The organism is Pseudomonas cyclaminis (genome assembly GCF_015163715.1).
GTDB lineage: Bacteria > Pseudomonadota > Gammaproteobacteria > Pseudomonadales > Pseudomonadaceae > Aquipseudomonas > Aquipseudomonas cyclaminis.
This window is the reverse complement of the sequence record NZ_JADDUM010000131.1, coordinates 1-19,700: the sequence shown is the minus strand read 5'-3', so window position 1 is coordinate 19,700 and position 19,700 is coordinate 1. Positions and strand designations below refer to the sequence as shown.

Sequence of the window (19,700 nt, the reverse complement as noted above, 5' to 3'; positions counted from 1 at the left end):
CTTCAGATCTCTCATCAGCGGGAGGCGAATTCTACAGCGTTACACGCTGCTGTCAACACCTCTTTTTCCACTTCCTTTTGGTCATGAACTGAGACAACCTGCTGCCGAAAACTGACGTAACTCATTGTTTACCAAGAAGTTTTCAGTTTCGACTGCGCCGGAAGTGGGGCGAATTATAGGCTTCCAGAATCTGGCGTCAACCTTCTTTTTCATATTTCTGTCATATAAGTCAAAAATGCCCCAGAAACGCAAAAGCCGGCCCCGTGGGGCCGGCTTTGCGCCTACCAAGCCTTACAGGCTAGGAAAAGCGAACTGCGACGCCTCATGGCTCGCGCGCTGCGGCCAACGCTGGGTAATCGCCTTGCGACGGGTGTAGAAACGCACACCATCCGGCCCATAGGCGTGCAAGTCGCCAAACAGCGAGCGCTTCCAGCCACCAAAGCTGTGATAAGCCACCGGCACTGGAAGTGGAACGTTCACCCCCACCATGCCCACTTCAATCTCATCACAGAACAGACGAGCCGCTTCACCATCACGCGTGAAGATACACGTCCCGTTGCCATATTCGTGGTCGTTGATCAGTTGCATCGCCGCTTCCAAACTGCTCACCCGCACCACGCACAACACAGGCCCGAATATCTCCTCCTTATAGATGCGCATCTCAGGCGTCACACGGTCAAACAGGCTGCCACCGAGGAAGAAGCCCTCTTCATTCCCGGCAATACTCAACCCACGGCCATCAACCACCAGCTCCGCACCCGAAGCCACACCGTCTTCTATATAGCCGCTGACCTTATCCCGCGCCTGCCCTGTCACCAGCGGCCCCATATCCAACCCACACGTTGTGCCCGCGCCAATCTTCAGCGCCTTGATCTGCGGCACCAACTTGGCAATCAATGCATCCGCCACCTGGTCACCCACGCACACCGCCACCGAGATCGCCATGCAACGCTCACCGCAAGAACCATATGCCGCGCCCATCAAGGCACTGACTGCGTTATCGAGATCCGCATCCGGCATCAGCACCGCATGGTTCTTCGCACCGCCCAACGCCTGTACGCGCTTTCCGCGCTTGGTCGCTTCGGAGTAGATGTACTCGGCAATCGGCGTCGACCCCACAAAGCTCAGCGCTTTCACTTCCGGCGCTTCAATCAGCGCATCCACCGCGCCCTTGTCGCCGTGCACCACACTGAGCACACCTTTAGGCAGGCCAGCTTCCTGCAACAATTGCGCAATCAACAACGTCGAACTCGGATCACGCTCGGAAGGTTTCAGGATGAAACAATTACCGCACACGATTGCCAGCGGATACATCCACAGCGGCACCATCGCCGGGAAGTTGAACGGTGTAATACCCGCTACCACGCCCAACGGCTGGAAGTCCGACCACGCATCAATGTTCGGCCCCACGTTGCGGCTGTACTCGCCCTTCAGAATCTCCGGCGCCGAGCACGCGTACTCAACGTTCTCGATGCCGCGCTTCAACTCACCCGCTGCGTCTTCCAGGGTCTTGCCGTGCTCCTCGCTGATCAACTGCGAGATGCGCGCTTCGTTCTGCTCCAGCAACTGCTTGAAACGAAACATCACTTGGGCACGCTTGGCCGGCGGCGTATTGCGCCAAGCCGGAAATGCGGCTTTGGCCGAGTCGATCGCCTGTTGAATGGTTTCACGGCTGGCCAACGGCACCTGGTGAATCACCTGGCCGGTGGACGGGTTGTACACGTCGGCACTGCGACCGCTGTCGTTGACCAACTCACCGTTGATCAAATGCTGGATAAGGCTCATGCAGGGCTCCTGAAAAGTTGTTCTATATAGAAGGAGAAATCAGTCGATCTTGTTCAGCACTTCGCCGACCGCATCAAACAGGCGGTCCAGGTCCTGCGGCTTGCTATTGAAGGTTGGCCCGAACTGCAAGGTGTCACCGCCAAAACGCACGTAGAAACCGGCTTTCCACAAGGCCATGCCGGCCTCAAATGGACGCACGATGGCATCACCGTCACGCGGGGCAATCTGGATCGCACCGGCCAGGCCGTAGTTACGAATGTCGATCACGTTCCTGCTGCCCTTCAAGCCGTGCAGCGCATTCTCAAAGTGTGGAGCGACTTCGGCCACGCTCTGCACCAGGTTTTCCTTCTGCAACAGGTCGAGTGCCGCCAGGCCAGCCGCGCAAGCGACGGGGTGCGCCGAGTAGGTGTAACCGTGAGGGAATTCCACCGCGTACTCAGGCGTCGCCTGGTTCATGAAGGTCTGATAGATCTCGCTGCTGGCAATCACCGCGCCCATCGGGATCGCGCCGTTGGTGACTTGCTTGGCGATGCACATCAGGTCCGGGGTCACGCCGAAGCTGTCGGCACCGAACATCGAGCCGGTACGGCCGAAACCGGTGATCACTTCGTCGAACACCAGCAGGATATTGTGCTGATCGCAGATTTCACGCAGGCGCTTGAGATAACCCTGCGGTGGCACCAGCACGCCAGCGGAGCCAGCCATCGGCTCGACAAACACTGCCGCGATGTTGGACGCGTCATGCAGTTCGATCAGCTTGAGCAGCTCATCGGCCAACGCGATGCCGCCCAGCTCAGGCATACCGCGGGAAAAAGCGTTGCTCGCCAGCAAGGTGTGCGGCAGATGGTCGACGTCCATCATCGCCTGGCCAAACATCTTACGGTTGCCGTTGACACCGCCCAGGCTAGTGCCTGCGATGTTCACACCGTGATAGCCACGGGCGCGGCCGATCATCTTGGTCTTGGTGGCCTGGCCTTTCAGGCGCCAGTAAGCACGCACCATCTTCACCGCTGTATCGGCGCACTCGGAGCCGGAGTCGGTGAAAAACACATGGTTCAGGTTGCCTGGGGTCAAGTCGGTAATCTTTTCCGCCAGTTGGAAGGACAACGGATGACCGTATTGGAAGCCCGGCGAGTAGTCCAAGGTGCCCAATTGCTTGGCGACCGCTTCCTGGATTTCCTTGCGCGTGTGCCCTGCGCCGCACGTCCACAGGCCTGACAGCGAGTCGTACACCTTGCGGCCCTTGTCATCGGTCAACCAGCTGCCTTCGGCGGCCACGATCAAACGCGGGTCTCGCTGGAAGTTACGGTTGGCGGTGTAGGGCATCCAGTGCGCGTCCAACTTCAGTTGGCTGGCCAGGGACGATGGGGCGTTTTCGGGCATGTTCATCAGCAAAACCTCGCAGGGCAAAAGGCAGCGTCGGGATTGAAAAGCGTTGTTGCAGCTAAATTGCCACGGCGATAAAGTCGGTGAAATTCAACTCTTCTAACCTTCAGTCAGGCCTTCACTAAACTATGAGCAGCCGTCGACCCGATCCCCTGGCCCAAGTCAGCGACTTTGATATTCGTCTGCTGCGCATCTTTCGCAGCGTGGTGGAGTGCGGTGGGTTCTCGGCGGCGGAAACCGTGCTCGGTATCGGGCGCTCGGCCATCAGCCAGCAAATGAGCGACCTTGAACAGCGCCTCGGATTACGTCTGTGCCAACGCGGCCGCGCCGGGTTCTCCCTGACCGAAGAAGGCCGCGAGGTTTATCAATCGGCGCTGCAACTCTTAAGTGCGCTGGAAAGTTTCCGCACCGAGGTCAACGGCCTGCACCAGCATTTACGCGGAGAGTTGATCATCGGCCTTACCGACAACCTCGTCACCCTGCCCCACATGCGCATCACTCACGCCCTGGCCCAATTAAAGGAACGCGGCCCGGACGTGCAGATCCAGATCCGCATGATCGCCCCCAATGAAGTCGAACAAGGCGTACTCGACGGTCGCCTGCATGTCGGTGTAGTGCCACAGGCCAGCGCCCTCTCCGGACTGGAGTACCAACCGTTATATAGCGAGCGTTCGCTGCTCTACTGCGCAGTCGGCCACCCGCTGTTTTACGCCGACGACAAGCAATTGGACGACGAGCGCATCGACAGCCAGGACGCCATCGCACCTACCTTCCGCCTGCCTGCTGAAATCCAGGCCCATTACCAAGCCCTTAACTGCACCGCCAGCGCCTCGGACCGCGAAGGCATGGCGTTCCTGATTCTCACCGGCCGCTACATCGGCTATTTGCCCGACCACTACGCCAGCCTCTGGGTGCAACAAGGCCGACTGCGTGCGCTGAAATCGGCTACACGTTTTTACGATTTAAGCCTCGCATCGGTCACCCGCAAGGGACGTCGCCCTCATTTGGTGCTGGAAAGTTTCCTCGACAGTCTGGCCACAACGCGCTAGCACGGTGCTTACGCAAAAAGCTGAGCAACTGGACAGCTTTTTGCAAGAGCAGATGGAACGTGAACCATCAGCCTTGAGTTAACCCGTCATGCCACCAGAATCCAGCAGCCCCAGCGACCTGATCTACGGCCTCAACGACCGTCCCAAACCCGCGCCAGCTTTTTTGGCCGCACTGCAACATGTGCTGGCCGCGTTTGTCGGCATCATCACTCCCCCACTGATCATCGGCTCCACACTCGGCCTGACCGCCCATTTGCCCTACCTGATCAGCATGGCGTTGATGGTGTCCGGTGTCGGCACATTCATCCAGGCGCGCAGGCCATTTGGGATCGGTGCGGGGATGATCTGCCTGCAAGGCACCAGCTTTGCCTTTCTTGGCGCGGTGCTGTCGGCGGGTTTCCTGGTGAAGCAACGCGGCGGCAGCCCGGAAGACATCATGGCAATGATCTTCGGCGTGTGCTTTTTCGGCGCCGTGGTGCAGATCGTGCTGAGCCGTTTTATCGGCCAACTACGCCGAGTCATCACGCCTTTGGTGACCGGGATTGTCATCACCCTGATCGGCATCAGCCTGATCAAAGTGGGTATCACCGACCTCGGCGGTGGCTTCAATGCACCGGATTTCGGTGCGCCCACCAACCTTGCGCTGGGCCTGTTCGTAGTGCTGACGATCATCCTGCTCAACCGTTCCAACACGCCGTGGGTACGCCTCTCGGCCATCATCATCGGCCTGGCGCTTGGCAGCCTCGCGGCCTGGTTCAGCGGTAAACTGGTGCCCCACGCCCTGCCAGATTTGCCTGTGGTCAGCCTGCCTATACCGTTTCGCTTTGGGTTCAATTTCGACTGGAGCGCTTTCCTACCAATCGCACTGATTTATCTGATCAGCAGCATCGAAACCGTCGGCGACCTCACCGCCAATTGCATGATCGCGCGCCAGCCCATCAGCGGCCCGTCTTATATAAGCCGACTCAAGGGCGGCGTGCTGGGGGATGGTGTGAGCTGCATGATCGCCGCCACCTTCAGCGCCTTTCCCAACACCACCTTTGCTCAGAACAACGGCGTGATCCAACTCACCGGCGTCGCCAGCCGTTACGTTGGCTTATATATAGGCGTGGTGCTGTTTTGCCTCGGCTTGTTTCCGTTGATTGGCGCGGTGTTGCAGCAAATCCCCAAACCCGTATTGGGCGGCGCGACCCTGGTGATGTTCGGCAGTGTGGCGGCCGCAGGCGTGCGCATCCTTGCCCAGGCGCCGCTGGACCGCCGCAGCATGCTGATCATCGCCACATCGTTTGGCGTCGGCCTGGGCATCGCCGCGCAACCGAATCTGTTGCACCTGATGCCGACCCTGGTGCAGAACCTGTTTGACTCGGCCATCACCAGCGGCGGGCTGACGGCCATCGTGCTGTGCCTCCTACTGCCAGAGTCCAAGGCGACTGAAGCTGGCGCAAACCAAGCGCCGGAAAGCGACACACTGGAACCGCTTTAAGGGTTTTGTTGCATCAGGACTTGTCTGAGGCTTGAGGGTGGGTTATCTGTGCACACGTCGTCTCTATCGATCAGCACGGTAATCTCCATGAGCCTCGAAGTTCCTGCCCACAGCAACCACGCCGGTAAGCCCGCCAGCCGCATTCGGCAAAAGAACGAACAAGCGATTCTCCAGGCTGCTGAAGATGAATTCGCGCGCCATGGCTACAAGGGCACCAGCATGAACACCATTGCTGCCAGCGCCGGATTGCCGAAGGCCAACTTGCACTACTACTTCACCAACAAGCTGGGCCTGTATATCGCCGTGCTCAGCAATATCCTCGAACTGTGGGACAGCACATTTAACACGCTGACCGCCGAGGACGACCCGGCCGTGGCCCTCTCCCGCTACATCCGCACCAAGATGGAGTTTTCGCGACGCCAACCCCAGGCCTCGCGGATCTTTGCGATGGAGATCATCAGCGGCGGCGAATGCCTAACCGAATATTTCAGCCAGGACTACCGCACCTGGTTCAGTGGCCGAGCGGCCGTGTTCCAGGCCTGGATCGACGCCGGCAAGATGGATCCTATCGACCCGGTACACCTGATCTTCCTGCTGTGGGGCAGCACCCAGCACTACGCCGACTTCGCCACGCAGATCTGCCGCGTCACCGGTCGCACCAAGCTGACCAAGCAAGACATGGAAGACGCCGGCACCAACCTGATTCACATCATTCTCAAAGGCTGCGGCATCAAGCCGACCCTGTAGACGAAGCCACTTATGCCTTTCACGCTCACCGGTCTTTGCGAATTCCGTGAAGAAATACGCAAAAGCCGCTTCATCACCCTCGCCGCGCCAATCACCAGCCCGCAGGACGCCCAGGCTTTTTTCGAGCAACACAGCGACCTGAACGCCACGCACAACTGCTGGGCCTGGAAGCTGGCCGACCAATACCGCAGCAGTGACGACGGCGAACCCGGTGGCACTGCCGGGCGGCCGATTCTGGCAGCCATCGAAACCCAGGGTTTTGATCAGGTCGCCGTGTTGGTGATTCGCTGGTACGGCGGCATCCAACTGGGCACCGGCGGCCTGGCCCGTGCCTATGGCGGCGGTGCGAATAAATGCCTGCAGAATGCCGAGCGCCTCGAACTGATCAGCCGCGTGCCGCTGAGCTGCGCCTGTGGTTTCTCCGAGTTGAACCTGGTGAAACTGCGCGTCGCCGAACTGGGCGGGCTGATGATCGAGGAAACCTTCACCGCCAACGGCGTCGACCTGCAACTGGCACTGGGCGAAGCGCATATCGACACCTTGCAAACCCAACTGGCCGACCTGAGCCGTGGGCGTATCCTGCTGCAACGCTGAAACTGTTACTGTAATTTGCTGAATTCCCCTGAACCGCGACTCCAAAGGAAGCTTTTCATGTCTACGCCAAAAACCGCACTGATCATCGGCGCCTCGCGCGGGCTGGGCCTTGGCTTGGTCAAGCAACTGCTCCAGGACGGCTGGGACGTAACCGCCACCGTGCGTGATCCGAGCAAGGCCGATGCCCTGAAAGCCGTGGGCCCGGTGCAGATCGAAAAACTCGACATGGACGATCAGCAAGCCGTGATCGCCCTGGCCCAGCGCCTCAAAGAGCGCACCTTCGACCTGCTGTTCGTCAACGCCGGCGTCAAAGGCCCGGCCAACCAGGAACCTGGCCACGCCACCCTGGCGGAAGTCGGCCAACTGTTTTTCACCAACGCCGTGGCGCCGATCAACCTGGCGCAGCGCTTTGTCGGACAGATCCGCAAAGACAGCGGCGTGCTCGCATTCATGAGTTCGGTGCTGGGCAGCGTGACGATCCCCGACGGCTCGGACCTGGCGCTGTACAAGGCCAGCAAGGCTGCGCTCAACTCCATGACCAACAGCTTCATCACACAACTGGGCGACCACAAGCTCACCGTGCTGTCGCTGCACCCAGGCTGGGTAAAGACCGACATGGGCGGTGAAAACGCGCACATTGATGTCGACACCAGCGTGCGAGGCCTGGTGGATCAGGTAAATGCCTACACCGGCAAAGGCGGCCACCACTTCGTGGACTACAAAGGCGACACCATCGCCTGGTGAACCCTCGGTTTTCCTACGAGTAGACCAGATCCCGAACTACACGTAATCTACGCAGCTCGCCCTCACGGGCGACCCTGGATCAGCAGACAGGGCAACACTGAGCTGGCAAACCTGAACCCATCATTCAGAGGAGCCGGCCAATGCCTGCGACCCGTATCTGGTTAAAAAACCCCCTCGCGATTTTCACTGCCAATGGCCTCGATGCCCGTGGCGGCCTGGTGCTGCAAGACGGTGTGATCACCGAAGTGCTGGCCCAGGGGCAAGCACCCGCACAGCCCTGTGCCGAGGTGTTCGATGCCCGTGAACATGTGATCCTTCCGGGGTTGATCAACACCCACCATCACTTCTACCAAACCCTCACCCGCGCCTGGGCGCCAGTGGTCAACCAGCCGTTGTTTCCCTGGCTGAAAACCCTGTACCCGGTGTGGGCGCGGCTGACCCCGGAAAAGCTCGCCCTGGCCACCAAGGTCGCACTGGCTGAGTTGCTGCTTTCGGGCTGCACCACCGCGGCCGACCACCACTACCTGTTCCCCGACGGCCTGGAGAATGCCATCGATGTGCAAGTGGAAAGTGTGCGCGAACTCGGCATGCGCGCCATGCTCACCCGCGGCTCCATGAGCCTGGGCGAAGCCGACGGTGGCCTGCCGCCGCAACAGACCGTGCAACAAGGCCAAGTGATCCTCGACGACAGCCAGCGCCTGATCCACGAATACCACGAGCGTGGCGACGGTGCGCAGATCCAGATCGCGTTGGCGCCCTGCTCGCCGTTCTCCGTCACCCCGCAAATCATGCAAGCCAGCGCCGAACTGGCCAACAGCCTCGACGTGCGCCTCCACACCCACTTGGCGGAAACCCTCGACGAAGAAGATTTCTGCCTGCAACGCTTCGGCCTGCGCACCGTGGATTACCTCGACAGCGTCGGCTGGCTTGGCCCACGCACCTGGCTGGCCCATGGCATTCACTTCAACCCGGATGAAATTGCCCGCCTCGGCGCCGCCGGCACTGGGATCTGTCACTGCCCAAGCTCGAATATGCGCCTGGCGTCCGGCATCTGCCCGACCCTCGACCTGCTGGCAGCCGGCGCGCCGATCGGCCTGGGCGTGGACGGTTCCGCCTCCAACGACGCGTCGAACATGATCCTCGAAACCCGCCAGGCCCTGTACATCCAGCGCCTGCGTTACGGCGCGGAAAAAATCACCCCGCAAGGCGTGCTCGGTTGGGCTACCAAAGGTTCGGCGCAGTTGCTGGGGCGTAAGGATATCGGCGAGTTGGCCGTCGGCAAACAGGCCGACCTGGCGCTGTTCAAACTCGATGAACTGCGTTTTTCCGGCAGCCATGATCCGATTTCCGCACTGCTGTTGTGTGGTGCGGATCGGGCGGATCGGGTGATGATCGCAGGCAAGTGGCGCGTGATCGACGGGCAGGTGGAGGGCCTGGATCTGAAGGGCCTGATCGCCGATCACACCCAGGCGGCTCGACAGCTGATCGCCGGGACCTAAGCAAACACAGTTCAAAATGTGGAAGGGGGCAAGCTCCCTCCCACACTTTTATCTGTTGTGTTCCTACAACCCCAGCAGAGACAACATGATAAACGTCGCAAACAACACAAAATGAGTCATCCCTTCGATGGCGTTGGTTTCGCCATCGTTGAGGTTGATCGCGCTGACGATCAACGTGATAAACACCATCACGGTTTGCACCGGCGTCATCGCCATCTGGAACGGCTGGCCAGTGTAGAGCGCCATGGCCTCCATCACCGGCACTGTCAAAATCACTGTCGACAACGACGCACCCAGCGCAATGTTCACCACTGACTGCATGCGATTGGCCAGTGCAGCGCGCAACGCTGTCAGGATTTCCGGCGCCGCCGAGATCGCCGCGACCACAATCGCCGTGATCACCGGCGGTGCGCCCGTGCCTTCCAGGCCCAGGTCGAGGGTCTTGGACATCACCTCGGCCAGCGCGCCAATCACAATCACGCCAAACACCAGCGTGCCAATGGAGAACGCCAGGTTCACCGGCGGCGTCTGCTCCTCTTCCGGCAGTTTCTTACGGCGTTTTTCCGGGTAGCTGTAGCTGAAGAAATAACTGTGGGGCCCCACCTGCATGCGCAGGAACAGGGTATAGAGCACCACCATCGCGCCAATGGTGAAGGCTGAGTAAATTTTCCAGTCGGCTTCGGGGATAAATTCCGGCACCACCATCGACACGCCCATGGCCGTCAGGATCATCACGCTGTAGGTGCGCGCCGAGTCATCGTTGTAGGACTGCTCGCCATGTTTGATGCCGCCCATCAACGCGGCAAGGCCGAGGATGCCGTTGATATCCAGCATTACCGCGGAGTAAATGGTGTCACGCACCAAGGTGGGCGACGGCTCGTTGCTCATCATGATCGCCAGGATCACCACTTCCACCAGCACGGCCGCCAGGGTCAGGATCATAGTGCCGTAAGGGTCGCCGACTTTTTCCGCCAGTTGCTCGGCGTGATGGGCCACACGCATCGACGCCACCACGATAAAACCGATCAACGCCACGCCGGCCAGCAGCGCGACCAGTTGCCCGCTGTGCAGCATCCAGTGCTCCAGCGGGTAGGCGGCGATGGCGGCAATCAGCGCCAACAGCATGAATTTTTCTTGCTTGAGAGAGGAGAGCATTCGGGGCCTTTTCGTACAGCAAATCAGTCATTGATGGGGTACAGACTGCGCCACGCTGCTAACGTTTCGTTACACCTTAGTTCAGAACCCTCTTGCGCGAATAAAACGAATACTCTCCTGCCGGTCAGGTTTTACCGATTATTTCAGCCATGACCTGTAGAATGCGCCCATTGCACCTGATGAGAATTTAGACATGTACGATTGGCTCAACGCCCTGCCCAAGGCTGAACTGCACCTGCACCTGGAAGGCTCGCTGGAGCCTGAGCTGCTGTTCGCCCTGGCCGAGCGCAACAAGATTGCGCTGCCATGGAACGACGTCGAAACCCTGCGCAAGGCCTACGCCTTCAACAACCTGCAAGAGTTTCTCGACCTGTATTACAAAGGCGCCGATGTGCTGCGCACCTCCCAGGACTTCTACGACCTGACTTGGGCCTACCTGCTGCGCTGCAAAGAACAGAACGTGATCCACACCGAACCCTTCTTCGACCCGCAGACCCACACCGACCGTGGCGTGCCGTTCGAAGTCGTGCTCAACGGCATCGCCGCTGCACTCAAAGATGGCGAGCAGCAACTGGGCATCACCAGCGGCTTGATCCTCAGCTTCCTGCGCCACCTGAGCGAAGACGAAGCGCAGAAAACCCTCGACCAGGCGCTGCCGTTCCGTGACGCGTTCGTGGCCGTGGGCCTGGACAGCTCCGAGATGGGTCACCCGCCGAGCAAGTTCCAGCGGGTGTTCGACCGGGCCCGTCATGAAGGCTTCCTCACCGTCGCCCACGCCGGCGAAGAAGGCCCACCGGAGTACATCTGGGAAGCCATCGACCTGCTGAAAATCCAGCGAATCGACCACGGTGTGCGCGCCATCGAAGACGAGCGCCTGATGCAGCGCATCATCGACGAGCAGATCCCGCTGACCGTATGCCCGCTGTCCAATACCAAGCTCTGCGTGTTCGACGACATGGCCCAGCACAACATCCTCGACATGCTGGAACGTGGTGTGAAGGTGACCGTGAACTCCGATGACCCGGCGTACTTTGGTGGCTATGTCACCGAAAACTTCCACGCGCTGTACACCTCTCTGGGTATGACCCAGGACCAGGCCAAACGCCTGGCGCAGAACAGCCTGGATGCGCGTCTCGTAAAGCCGTGATGTAAGCAGAATGTGGGAATGAGCGCCTGTGACGAGGGCGTTTGTTCCTACAGCGCTGCCAATCGGGCGATTTCCTTCACCCCGATGTCGTTGACCACCACAGCATGGGACTCGTTGACCAGGCTGATCCAGTTCGATTGCAGGAACAACTGCAACAGCCCCGCGCCCAACGCGCCACCCAGGTGCGGTTGCCGCTGGCTCCAATCGAAACAGTCGCACACCAGCGGTGATGCCAGGGCCTGAGTAAAAATACCCAGGCCCGCCAAGTGCTGCACGCCCTTGACCGTGACCTCGATGCGTTGCTCGCGACGCTCGATCCAACCCGCCACCAACATCCGGTCATACAGCCCCGCCGCCAGCTCACCGCCGAGGTGACCCTGGCACAGCCGAACATGGCGCAACAACGGTGGCGCCACCAACGCCAACGGCGAAGCATCCGGCGAACTGCGTATTGCGCTGGCCAGGGTGGTACTGGCCAAGGCATCGATGGCGACGCTCACGTCGGCAGCCGCCACGCGGAACAACCGTTTACCGCGCCGGGCTTCGATCCGTAGCAAACCACTCCCAGTCAGCCGTGCCAGATGCGCATTGGCCGAGGCCGGTGACAGCCCGGCAAGCGTAGCCAGTTCTTCAGAGGACTTGGCCGAGCCGTCCATCAGGGACCAGAGCATGGCGGTGCGTTTTGGCTCAGCGAGCAAGCTGGCGATCTGACTGATGCATGGTGCCTCTTCCATCGATTCACTCCCTGTCGACTTATTTTTGTACTGCGGTTGGCGCCAAAGTATAGGTGCGTAAACCGGCAGTTCCTTAGCGTCTTACAGCGCGACTAGGGACAGGATCTGAGTGAAATTTCCTTGTGTGATGGAGGCTGTTTACGTTGCGCCTGATCGCTCCGGCAATTGAGCGGTCAATGTCGCACAGCGAGACACGAGCATTTCTCGCAACAGGTTGATGGGTTTGCTCAACTGCGCGCGATGCGCGCACAGCAGATTGAGCGGTGTGCGCTCGCCGCGCAGCTCCGGCAGGATCAGGCGCAGGCGCCCGGCCAGCACGTCGGTGCTCACGTCCAGCCAGGATTTATAGGCAATGCCTACACCCGCGACGGCCCAGCGGCGCACCACGTCGGCATCGTCGCTGAAGCGGTCGCCGCTGACCGTCAAGCTGACGTCGCGCTTGCCGTCGTGAAAGGTCCAGTGGTCATGCACACGACTGCCGAGCATATAGAGCAGGCAATTGTGCTGGGCCAATTGCTCCAGGTGTCGCGGCTCACCGTGGCGTGCGAGGTAACTGGGCGCCGCGCACAGCACACGAACGTTGTGCGGCGCGACGGGCAGTGCAACCAGGCTGGAATCCTCGGGCTCTCCATAGCGCAGGGCAATGTCCACCGGCTGGCGAAACAGGTCGGCAATCCGGTCCCCCAACAACAGGCGCACGGTGAGCTGCGGGTACTCACGCTGGAATTCGTCCAACCACGGCAGCAGTTGGTTGCGGCCAAAATCCGAGGGGGCCGACAGTTGCAGCACACCGCTGACATGGTCCTGGCCGCTGGCCAACAGGCGCCGTCCTTCATCCAGAGAACTCAACGCGGCGCGGGCATATTCCAGAAAGCCCTCACCCTCGGCCGTCAGGCGCAGGCTGCGGGTGGAGCGCGCCAGCAAACGCGTGCCCAGTTGTTGCTCGATACGCTTGAGCGCCGCGCTGGCCACCGCGGGCGACAAGTCCATCACCCGCGCCGCCGCCGACAAACTGCCCAGGTCGGCAGCGCGCACAAACAACTGCAAATCATCAAAGCGCAGCATGCTCTCCCCCTATTATCAAAATTCCATTGAAACAGAGTGCTGTTTTAGCGGCTTTTATCTGCTTGGGAAATAACCAATTATTTGCCCATCCCGTTCATCAGCTGTTTTGGAGCCCCCATGAAAGCCATTGCCTACTACGCATCACTGCCGATCACCGATGAAAAATCCCTGCAAGACATCGAATTGCCGGAGCCTGTCGCCGGCCCTCGCGACCTGCTGGTGGAAGTCAAAGCCATCTCGGTGAACCCGGTGGATACCAAGGTGCGCCAGAACGTCGCCCCGGAAAACGGCGCCTCCAAGGTGCTGGGATGGGACGTCGCCGGTGTGGTCAAGGCGGTCGGCAGTGACGTGAGCCTGTTCAAGGTCGGCGACAAGGTGTTCTACGCCGGCTCCCTGGTACGCCCAGGCGGCAACAGTGAACTGCACACTGTGGACGAGCGTATCGTCGGCCATATGCCCAAGAGCCTGGGCTTTGCCGAAGCCGCCGCACTGCCGCTGACCGCCATCACCGCCTGGGAGCTGCTGTTCGAGCGCCTGCAAGTGCGTGAGGGTAAAGACGACGAAGGCCAGAGCCTGCTCATCGTCGGCGCCGCCGGTGGCGTGGGCTCGATCCTGACCCAACTCGCCAGCCAGCTCACCGCACTGAAAGTGATCGGTACCGCCTCGCGCCCGGAAACCCAAGCATGGACCAAGGCGCTCGGCGCCGACCTGGTGATCGACCACAGCCAACCGCTGAGCGAAGCGCTGAAACACGCCGGCCACCCGCAGGTGACCCACGTTGCCAGCCTGACCCAGACCGACCATCACCTGGATCAACTGGTAGAAGCACTACAGCCCCAGGGCAAACTGGCACTGATCGACGACCCCAAGGCGTTAGACGTGAGCAAGCTCAAGCGCAAGAGCCTGTCGCTGCATTGGGAGTTCATGTACACGCGCTCGATGTTCGAGACGCCAGACATGATTGAGCAACACAACCTGCTCAATCGGGTCGCCGAGCTGATCGACGCCGGCACCCTGGAAACCACGGTGGGCGAGCACTTCGGCGTGATCAATGCAGCGAACCTGCGCCGAGCCCACGCCCTGCTGGAAAGCGGCAAGGCCAAGGGCAAGATCGTGCTGGAAGGCTTCTGAAATAACGTCTGTCAGTGTCGTCCCTTATTCGTGTGAGTAATGGACGACACCGCTAGTCAGAGAGTTGATCTTTGTCATATTTGTGAGCGTATTCGGGTTTATATTGGCCGCCTTTGCCACGATTCTTTTACGTGAGGAAGTCAGCAATGAAGATCCTGATAAAAGCGTTAGCAAAATCCCAATGGGAAGTTCGTCTGGACCAGAAGGCGATTACTTTTCACACTGAAGCCGAAGCACGCGCCTTTGCCGATACCCTGCAAGCGCGTATCCAGGCGCCTCACCGCTTTCCAATCAGCCAGCAACATTGCGCCGCTGGCTGACCCGCTCGTCAGACCTGCGCTTGCGCGGCTCTTGCCCGTTGCAGGCGCTGGGTCGACACGGCCACCGTCACCGCCAATACACCGCACAGGCTGATGACCATCGCCATCGGCATGGCTGTGCCATCGTGTAACACCCCCACCAACGACGCCGCCCCCGCCGCCACACCGAACTGGATGCAGCCAAGCAATGCCGACGCACTGCCCGCCCGTGCGCCCTGCCCACTCATGGCACAGGCCGAGGTATTGGGCAAAATGCAGCCCAGGCTGGCGATGCAGATAAACAGCGGCACCAGCAATGGCCACAGCGCATCAGTGCGCAACGCCGTGATGCCCAGCAGCGTCAGGCCCGCCAGCAGATACACCCACACCGAACGCGACAGCAAAAATGCCGGGCCACGCTTGGCCAGCAAGCGTGCATTGAGCTGCGCCACCAGGATGAAGCCTGCGGCGTTGGAGCCGAACACCCAGCCGTAATGCTCAGCGGGCACGCCATACAGTTTGATAAACACGAACGGTGAACCGGCGATGTAGGCAAACATCCCGGCAATCGACAGCGCGCCGGTGAGGGCGTAGCCGAGGTAAACCCGGTCGGACAGCAACCCAAAGTAGCGGCGCAACGAGCCCGACAACGGCTGGCGCGGCTGATGGGCCGGGAAGGTCTCGGGCAGGCCGAATGCCACAGCAACGGCGGCCATCACACTGAAGATCGTCAACGCCAGGAAGATCGACTGCCAGCCCCACAACCCGACCATCACCCCGCCGGCCAGCGGCGCGAGGATGGGCGCCAGGCCGGTCACCAGCATCAATTGGGAAAACACTTTGGCCGAACCCACGGCGTCGCATTTGTCGCTGACCACTGCGCGGGAAATCACCATGCCGGCGCAGCCGCCCAGGGCCTGCACGAAGCGGGCGCCGATCAGCCAATCCAGGGAGGGCGCGTAGGCGCAGGCGAAAGATGCCAGGGTGAACAGCGTCACGCCACTGAGCAGCGGCCCGCGTCGACCGAAACGATCCGCCAGGGGGCCGTAGATCAATTGGCCAATGGCCAGGCCGGCGAAGTACACCGCCAGGGTCAACTGGATGTGTTTTTCATCGGTGGCGAAGGCCGTGGCCATTGCCGGAAAGCCCGGCAGGTAAAAGTCGATCGCCAGCGGCGCGAAGGCGCTCAAGGCACCCAGGATCAGGATTATGCGAAGGTTCATCAGGCACCCAAGAGAGTCGGCAGCCCGACAGTCTAGCCGGGCCTGGGTGCCTTGAACATTAAGTTAGCTCGCTAACTATTAAAATCAGGCGAGCTTGGCGCTGTAGCCTTCCTCGGTGATCAGGCTGATCACCTCTTCGGCAGACAAGCGGCTTTCCACGCCCACTTCCTTTGCCGCCAGATCGACCTTCACGCTGGCCGCCGGGTCCTGGCTCTGCACCGCCTGGGTCACCGCCCGGACACAATGGCCGCAGGTCATCCCTTCAACGCTGAATACTTGCATGACATGACTCCTTTGATGAGGTTGAAACCAGTCTCGACCTTGCCACGATGGCAAGGTCAAGTTCTGAAAAAATCGGCCGGGCTGGTATTCGGCGGCACTGTCGGCCAAGCTTGAGCCATCTTTGATTCATACCACGGAGCATTCGCCATGCGCTGGTCGTTTTTTGCCCTTGCCGGCTTCATGAGTTTGTCTGCCGCTGCGCCCATGGCCAGTGCCGATCAAGATTACGCGGTGCTGATCATTTCCCGGGAACGCCTGGAAGTACTGACCAACTGCGAGATCGGCCTCTACCTGAATGACCAGTTGGCGGGCCGGCTGTTCCAGGAGCAGGCCACCTCCTTCAACCTGCCCGCTGGCGATGTGTCACTGCGCCTGAAGCTGCTGCCGGGCCAAGCGCCGGGCTGCCTGCCAGGCCTGCTCGCCCCGCCCGCGCAGAACATCAAGCTCAAGGCCGGTGATGTACGCAAGTTGCGGATTGCCCAAGGCCCGGACGGCATGTACCTCAAAGCCGCTGCATTGGACTACTGAAGGCGCTTGACCTTACCCACAGGTCAAGGTTGATCCTAGGGGCAACTTCTCCTGGAGGACTGCCCCATGAATGGATCCACCACCTTTGATCTGCCCATCAGCGGCATGACCTGCGCCAGCTGCGCCGGGCGTGTCGAGCGTGCGCTGGGCAAGGTGCCGGGGGTGCAAAGCGTCAGCGTCAACCTGGCCAATGAGCGTGCCCACGTCCAAGTGCAGGGCCAGATGGACCCCGCCGTGCTGATCGCGGCCGTCGACAAGGCCGGTTACAGCGCGAGCCTGCCCCAAAGCGAAATAGCCACCGAGACCGATCAAGCCCAGCGCCTGCACCGCGAGCGTTGGTCGCTGCTGCTGGCGATTGCGCTGGCCCTGCCGTTGGTGCTGCCGATGCTGGTAGAACCCTTCGGCCTGCACTGGATGCTCCCGGCCTGGATGCAATTCGCCCTCGCCACCCCCGTGCAATTCATCTTTGGTGCGCGTTTCTATATCGCCGCCTGGAAAGCGGTGCGCGCCGGTGCCGGCAATATGGACTTGCTGGTGGCCATCGGTACCAGCGCCGGTTACGGCCTGAGTATTTACGAATGGCTCACCGCCCACGCCGGGATGGCGCCGCACCTGTACTTTGAAGCATCGGCCGTGGTGATCGCCCTGGTGCTGCTGGGCAAATACCTGGAAAGCCGTGCCAAACGCCAGACCGCGAGTGCCATCCGAGCCCTGGAAGCCTTGCGCCCTGAACGCGCCCTGCGTGTACAGGATGGGCGCGAAGAGGATGTCGCGATCAGCGCGTTGCAGCTCAATGACCAGGTGCTGGTCAAACCCGGCGAGCGTTTCCCGGTGGACGGCGAAGTGATCGAAGGCCAAAGCCATGCCGACGAGGCGCTGATCAGCGGCGAAAGCCTGCCAGTGCCCAAGCAACCCGGCGATAACGTCACCGGCGGCGCCATCAATGGTGAAGGTCGCCTGCTGGTGCGCACCACCGCCCTTGGCGCTGAAAGTGTGTTGGCACGCATCATCCGTCTGGTGGAAGACGCCCAGGCCGCCAAGGCGCCGATTCAGAAACTGGTGGATAAAGTCAGCCAGGTCTTCGTCCCGGCCGTACTGGTGCTGGCATTGCTCACGCTGGTGGGTTGGTGGCTGTACGGCGCGTCGCTGGAAACGGCGATTATCAACGCCGTGGCGGTGCTGGTGATCGCCTGCCCTTGCGCCCTCGGGCTGGCCACGCCGACTGCAATCATGGCCGGCACGGGTGTTGCTGCCCGCTATGGCATCCTGATCAAAGACGCCGAAGCCCTGGAACGCGCCCATGAGGTGAGCGCAGTGGTCTTCGACAAGACCGGCACCCTCACCTCCGGCACGCCAAAGATTGCACACTTGGTCGCGGTGGATGGCAATCAAGCCGTGCTGCTGCAACAGGCGGGCGCGCTGCAACGTGGCAGCGAACATCCGCTGGCCAAGGCCGTGCTGGATGCCTGCAACGAACAAGGGCTGAAGGTCGCGGATGCGAGCGCCAGCCAATCCCTGACCGGACGCGGTATTGCAGGCACCCTCGACGGCCGGCCATTGGCCCTGGGCAATCGCCGCCTGCTGGAGGAAAGCGGCTTGAGCGCGGGGGACCTGGCAGGCTGCGCCAAAGACTGGGAAGCCGAAGGCCGCACCTTGTCCTGGCTGATCGAACAGGGCCCGCAACCACGCGTGCTCGGGCTGTTCGCCTTTGGCGACACCCTCAAGCCCGGTGCGTTGGCGGCCGTTGAGCAACTCAAGGCCCGGCACATCAGCAGCCATTTACTGACCGGCGACAATCGTGGCAGCGCCCGCGTAGTGGCGCAGGCCTTGGGCATCGACGATGTACACGCCGAAGTGCTGCCCGCCGATAAGGCCGCCACCGTCGCCGAACTGAAAAAAACCGGCGTAGTGGCGATGGTCGGCGACGGCATCAACGACGCCCCGGCCCTGGCTGCCGCCGATATCGGCATCGCCATGGGCGGCGGCACCGACGTGGCCATGCACGCCGCCGGGATCACCCTGATGCGCGGGGACCCACGCCTGGTGCCGGCCGCCCTGGAGATCAGCCGCAAGACCTATGCAAAAATCCGCCAGAACCTGTTCTGGGCCTTTGTGTATAACTTGATCGGTATCCCCCTGGCCGCATTCGGCCTGCTCAACCCGGTGCTGGCGGGCGCGGCCATGGCCTTGTCCAGCGTCAGCGTGGTGAGCAATGCTTTGCTGTTGAAAACCTGGAAACCCAAGGACCTGGAGGATCAACGCCCATGAACATCGGCCAAGCCGCTCGCCAAAGCGGGCTGAGCGCGAAGATGATTCGCTACTACGAATCCATCGGCCTGCTCAAAGCCGCCCACCGCACGGACAGCGGCTACCGTGTGTACAGCCCGGAGGATTTGCACACGTTGGCGTTTATCAAACGCTCGCGGGATCTGGGGTTTTCATTGGAAGAGGTTGGCAAGCTGCTGACCCTGTGGCAGGACCGGCAACGGGCCAGCGCAGACGTGAAGGCGTTGGCCCGCCAGCATATCGAGGCGTTGAACCAGAAGATTCTGGAACTGGGGCAGTTGCGCGATACGTTGCAGGACCTGGTGGAGCACTGCCAGGGCGATCATCGGCCGGATTGTCCGATTCTCAAGGAGTTGGCTTCGGGCAGTTGCTGCTCTTAAAGGTGTACACAAAACAAATGTGGGAGGGGCAAGCCCCCCTCCCACATTTTTTGACTTGTGGTGTTATTGATAGAACAGCCGATACCCCACCTGCCCCACCGCCTCGTTAATCAACTGCCCGCTCTGCCTACCGACTTGAACTCCGGCATCCAGCCGCCCCAGCGGCCGGGCATTGTCCACGCC

The 19,700-nt window shown here is 60.9% G+C and carries 19 protein-coding genes and 1 pseudogene; 12 read left to right on the top strand and 8 right to left on the bottom strand.

All coding sequences use genetic code 11. From position 1 onward, the window contains the following. Positions 1-291: 291 nt before the first annotated feature. Both IQK56_RS16895 and aptA read right to left on the bottom strand, forming a co-directional pair. Complete coding sequence (locus IQK56_RS16895; RefSeq protein WP_150675006.1) at positions 292-1,785, bottom strand: CoA-acylating methylmalonate-semialdehyde dehydrogenase; 1,494 nt, start codon at positions 1,783-1,785, stop codon at positions 292-294. Between the two features lie 39 nt (positions 1,786-1,824). Then, positions 1,825-3,174 carry an omega-aminotransferase AptA gene (aptA, locus tag IQK56_RS16890; protein WP_193862038.1) on the bottom strand — a complete coding sequence of 450 codons (1,350 nt, stop codon included), beginning with the start codon at positions 3,172-3,174 and terminating at the stop codon, positions 1,825-1,827. A gap of 125 nt (positions 3,175-3,299) precedes the next feature. Between aptA and IQK56_RS16885 the strand changes: the two genes are divergently transcribed. The 6 genes from IQK56_RS16885 to IQK56_RS16860 all read left to right on the top strand — a co-directional run bounded on the left by IQK56_RS16885 (position 3,300) and on the right by IQK56_RS16860 (position 9,287). Next, on the top strand, positions 3,300-4,220 hold the full coding sequence (locus tag IQK56_RS16885; protein WP_099583551.1) for a LysR family transcriptional regulator: 921 nt from the start codon (positions 3,300-3,302) through the stop codon (positions 4,218-4,220). Positions 4,221-4,308: 88 nt separating this feature from the next. Then, positions 4,309-5,703 (top strand): uracil-xanthine permease family protein, encoded by a 1,395-nt coding sequence (locus IQK56_RS16880; RefSeq protein ID WP_193862037.1) that lies wholly within the window; start codon positions 4,309-4,311, stop codon positions 5,701-5,703. An 87-nt stretch (positions 5,704-5,790) separates the two neighbouring features. After that, a complete protein-coding gene (locus tag IQK56_RS16875) occupies positions 5,791-6,450 on the top strand; it encodes a TetR/AcrR family transcriptional regulator (RefSeq protein WP_122310327.1) in 660 nt (219 codons plus the stop codon). Positions 6,451-6,462: 12 nt separating this feature from the next. Further along, entirely contained in the window at positions 6,463-7,044 is a 582-nt protein-coding gene (locus tag IQK56_RS16870) for an IMPACT family protein (RefSeq protein ID WP_193862036.1), read from the top strand. A gap of 57 nt (positions 7,045-7,101) precedes the next feature. Continuing rightward, a complete protein-coding gene (locus tag IQK56_RS16865; protein WP_099583555.1) occupies positions 7,102-7,788 on the top strand; it encodes an SDR family oxidoreductase in 687 nt (228 codons plus the stop codon). Positions 7,789-7,928: 140 nt separating this feature from the next. Continuing rightward, entirely contained in the window at positions 7,929-9,287 is a 1,359-nt protein-coding gene (locus IQK56_RS16860; RefSeq protein WP_193862035.1) for an 8-oxoguanine deaminase, read from the top strand. 63 nt (positions 9,288-9,350) lie between these two features. On the opposite strand, the gene IQK56_RS16855 is transcribed toward IQK56_RS16860, so the two are convergent. Beyond that, positions 9,351-10,442: a calcium:cation antiporter gene (locus IQK56_RS16855; RefSeq protein WP_193901758.1), complete on the bottom strand. Its 1,092-nt coding sequence runs from the start codon at positions 10,440-10,442 to the stop codon at positions 9,351-9,353. A gap of 193 nt (positions 10,443-10,635) precedes the next feature. On the opposite strand from IQK56_RS16855, the gene IQK56_RS16850 reads away from it, so the two are divergent. Beyond that, on the top strand, positions 10,636-11,589 hold the full coding sequence (locus tag IQK56_RS16850) for an adenosine deaminase (protein ID WP_032887105.1): 954 nt from the start codon (positions 10,636-10,638) through the stop codon (positions 11,587-11,589). Positions 11,590-11,636: 47 nt separating this feature from the next. Here the strand turns inward: IQK56_RS16850 and IQK56_RS16845 are convergent, their stop codons facing one another. Continuing rightward, positions 11,637-12,323 (bottom strand): ArsR/SmtB family transcription factor, encoded by a 687-nt coding sequence (locus tag IQK56_RS16845; RefSeq protein ID WP_193862034.1) that lies wholly within the window; start codon positions 12,321-12,323, stop codon positions 11,637-11,639. Positions 12,324-12,461: 138 nt separating this feature from the next. Beyond that, on the bottom strand, positions 12,462-13,388 hold the full coding sequence (locus IQK56_RS16840; RefSeq protein WP_193862033.1) for a LysR family transcriptional regulator: 927 nt from the start codon (positions 13,386-13,388) through the stop codon (positions 12,462-12,464). A gap of 117 nt (positions 13,389-13,505) precedes the next feature. Between IQK56_RS16840 and IQK56_RS16835 the strand changes: the two genes are divergently transcribed. Both IQK56_RS16835 and IQK56_RS16830 read left to right on the top strand, forming a co-directional pair. Further along, entirely contained in the window at positions 13,506-14,519 is a 1,014-nt protein-coding gene (locus IQK56_RS16835; protein ID WP_193862032.1) for a zinc-binding alcohol dehydrogenase family protein, read from the top strand. A gap of 146 nt (positions 14,520-14,665) precedes the next feature. Continuing rightward, positions 14,666-14,839: a hypothetical protein gene (locus IQK56_RS16830; RefSeq protein ID WP_191629708.1), complete on the top strand. Its 174-nt coding sequence runs from the start codon at positions 14,666-14,668 to the stop codon at positions 14,837-14,839. Between the two features lie 8 nt (positions 14,840-14,847). Here IQK56_RS16830 and IQK56_RS16825 read toward each other — a convergent pair whose 3' ends face one another. Together IQK56_RS16825 and IQK56_RS16820 are read right to left on the bottom strand one after the other, a co-directional pair. Next, positions 14,848-16,041 carry a multidrug effflux MFS transporter gene (locus tag IQK56_RS16825; RefSeq protein ID WP_099583562.1) on the bottom strand — a complete coding sequence of 398 codons (1,194 nt, stop codon included), beginning with the start codon at positions 16,039-16,041 and terminating at the stop codon, positions 14,848-14,850. Between the two features lie 84 nt (positions 16,042-16,125). Further along, positions 16,126-16,323 carry a heavy-metal-associated domain-containing protein gene (locus IQK56_RS16820; protein ID WP_122310311.1) on the bottom strand — a complete coding sequence of 66 codons (198 nt, stop codon included), beginning with the start codon at positions 16,321-16,323 and terminating at the stop codon, positions 16,126-16,128. A gap of 147 nt (positions 16,324-16,470) precedes the next feature. Between IQK56_RS16820 and IQK56_RS16815 the strand changes: the two genes are divergently transcribed. The 3 genes from IQK56_RS16815 to cueR all read left to right on the top strand — a co-directional run bounded on the left by IQK56_RS16815 (position 16,471) and on the right by cueR (position 19,517). Beyond that, complete coding sequence (locus IQK56_RS16815) at positions 16,471-16,851, top strand: hypothetical protein (protein WP_150762444.1); 381 nt, start codon at positions 16,471-16,473, stop codon at positions 16,849-16,851. 66 nt (positions 16,852-16,917) lie between these two features. Next, positions 16,918-19,119, top strand: coding sequence for a heavy metal translocating P-type ATPase (locus tag IQK56_RS16810; protein ID WP_193864144.1), 2,202 nt, complete (start codon positions 16,918-16,920; stop codon positions 19,117-19,119). Further along, positions 19,116-19,517, top strand: a complete 402-nt coding sequence (gene cueR / locus IQK56_RS16805; RefSeq protein ID WP_150762446.1) for a Cu(I)-responsive transcriptional regulator — start codon at positions 19,116-19,118, stop codon at positions 19,515-19,517. The genes IQK56_RS16810 and cueR overlap by 4 nt, the downstream gene beginning before the upstream one ends. 63 nt (positions 19,518-19,580) lie before the next feature. Here the strand turns inward: cueR and IQK56_RS16800 are convergent. Beyond that, positions 19,581-19,700 (bottom strand): annotated as a pseudogene (locus IQK56_RS16800) (YdcF family protein); the annotation flags it as partial.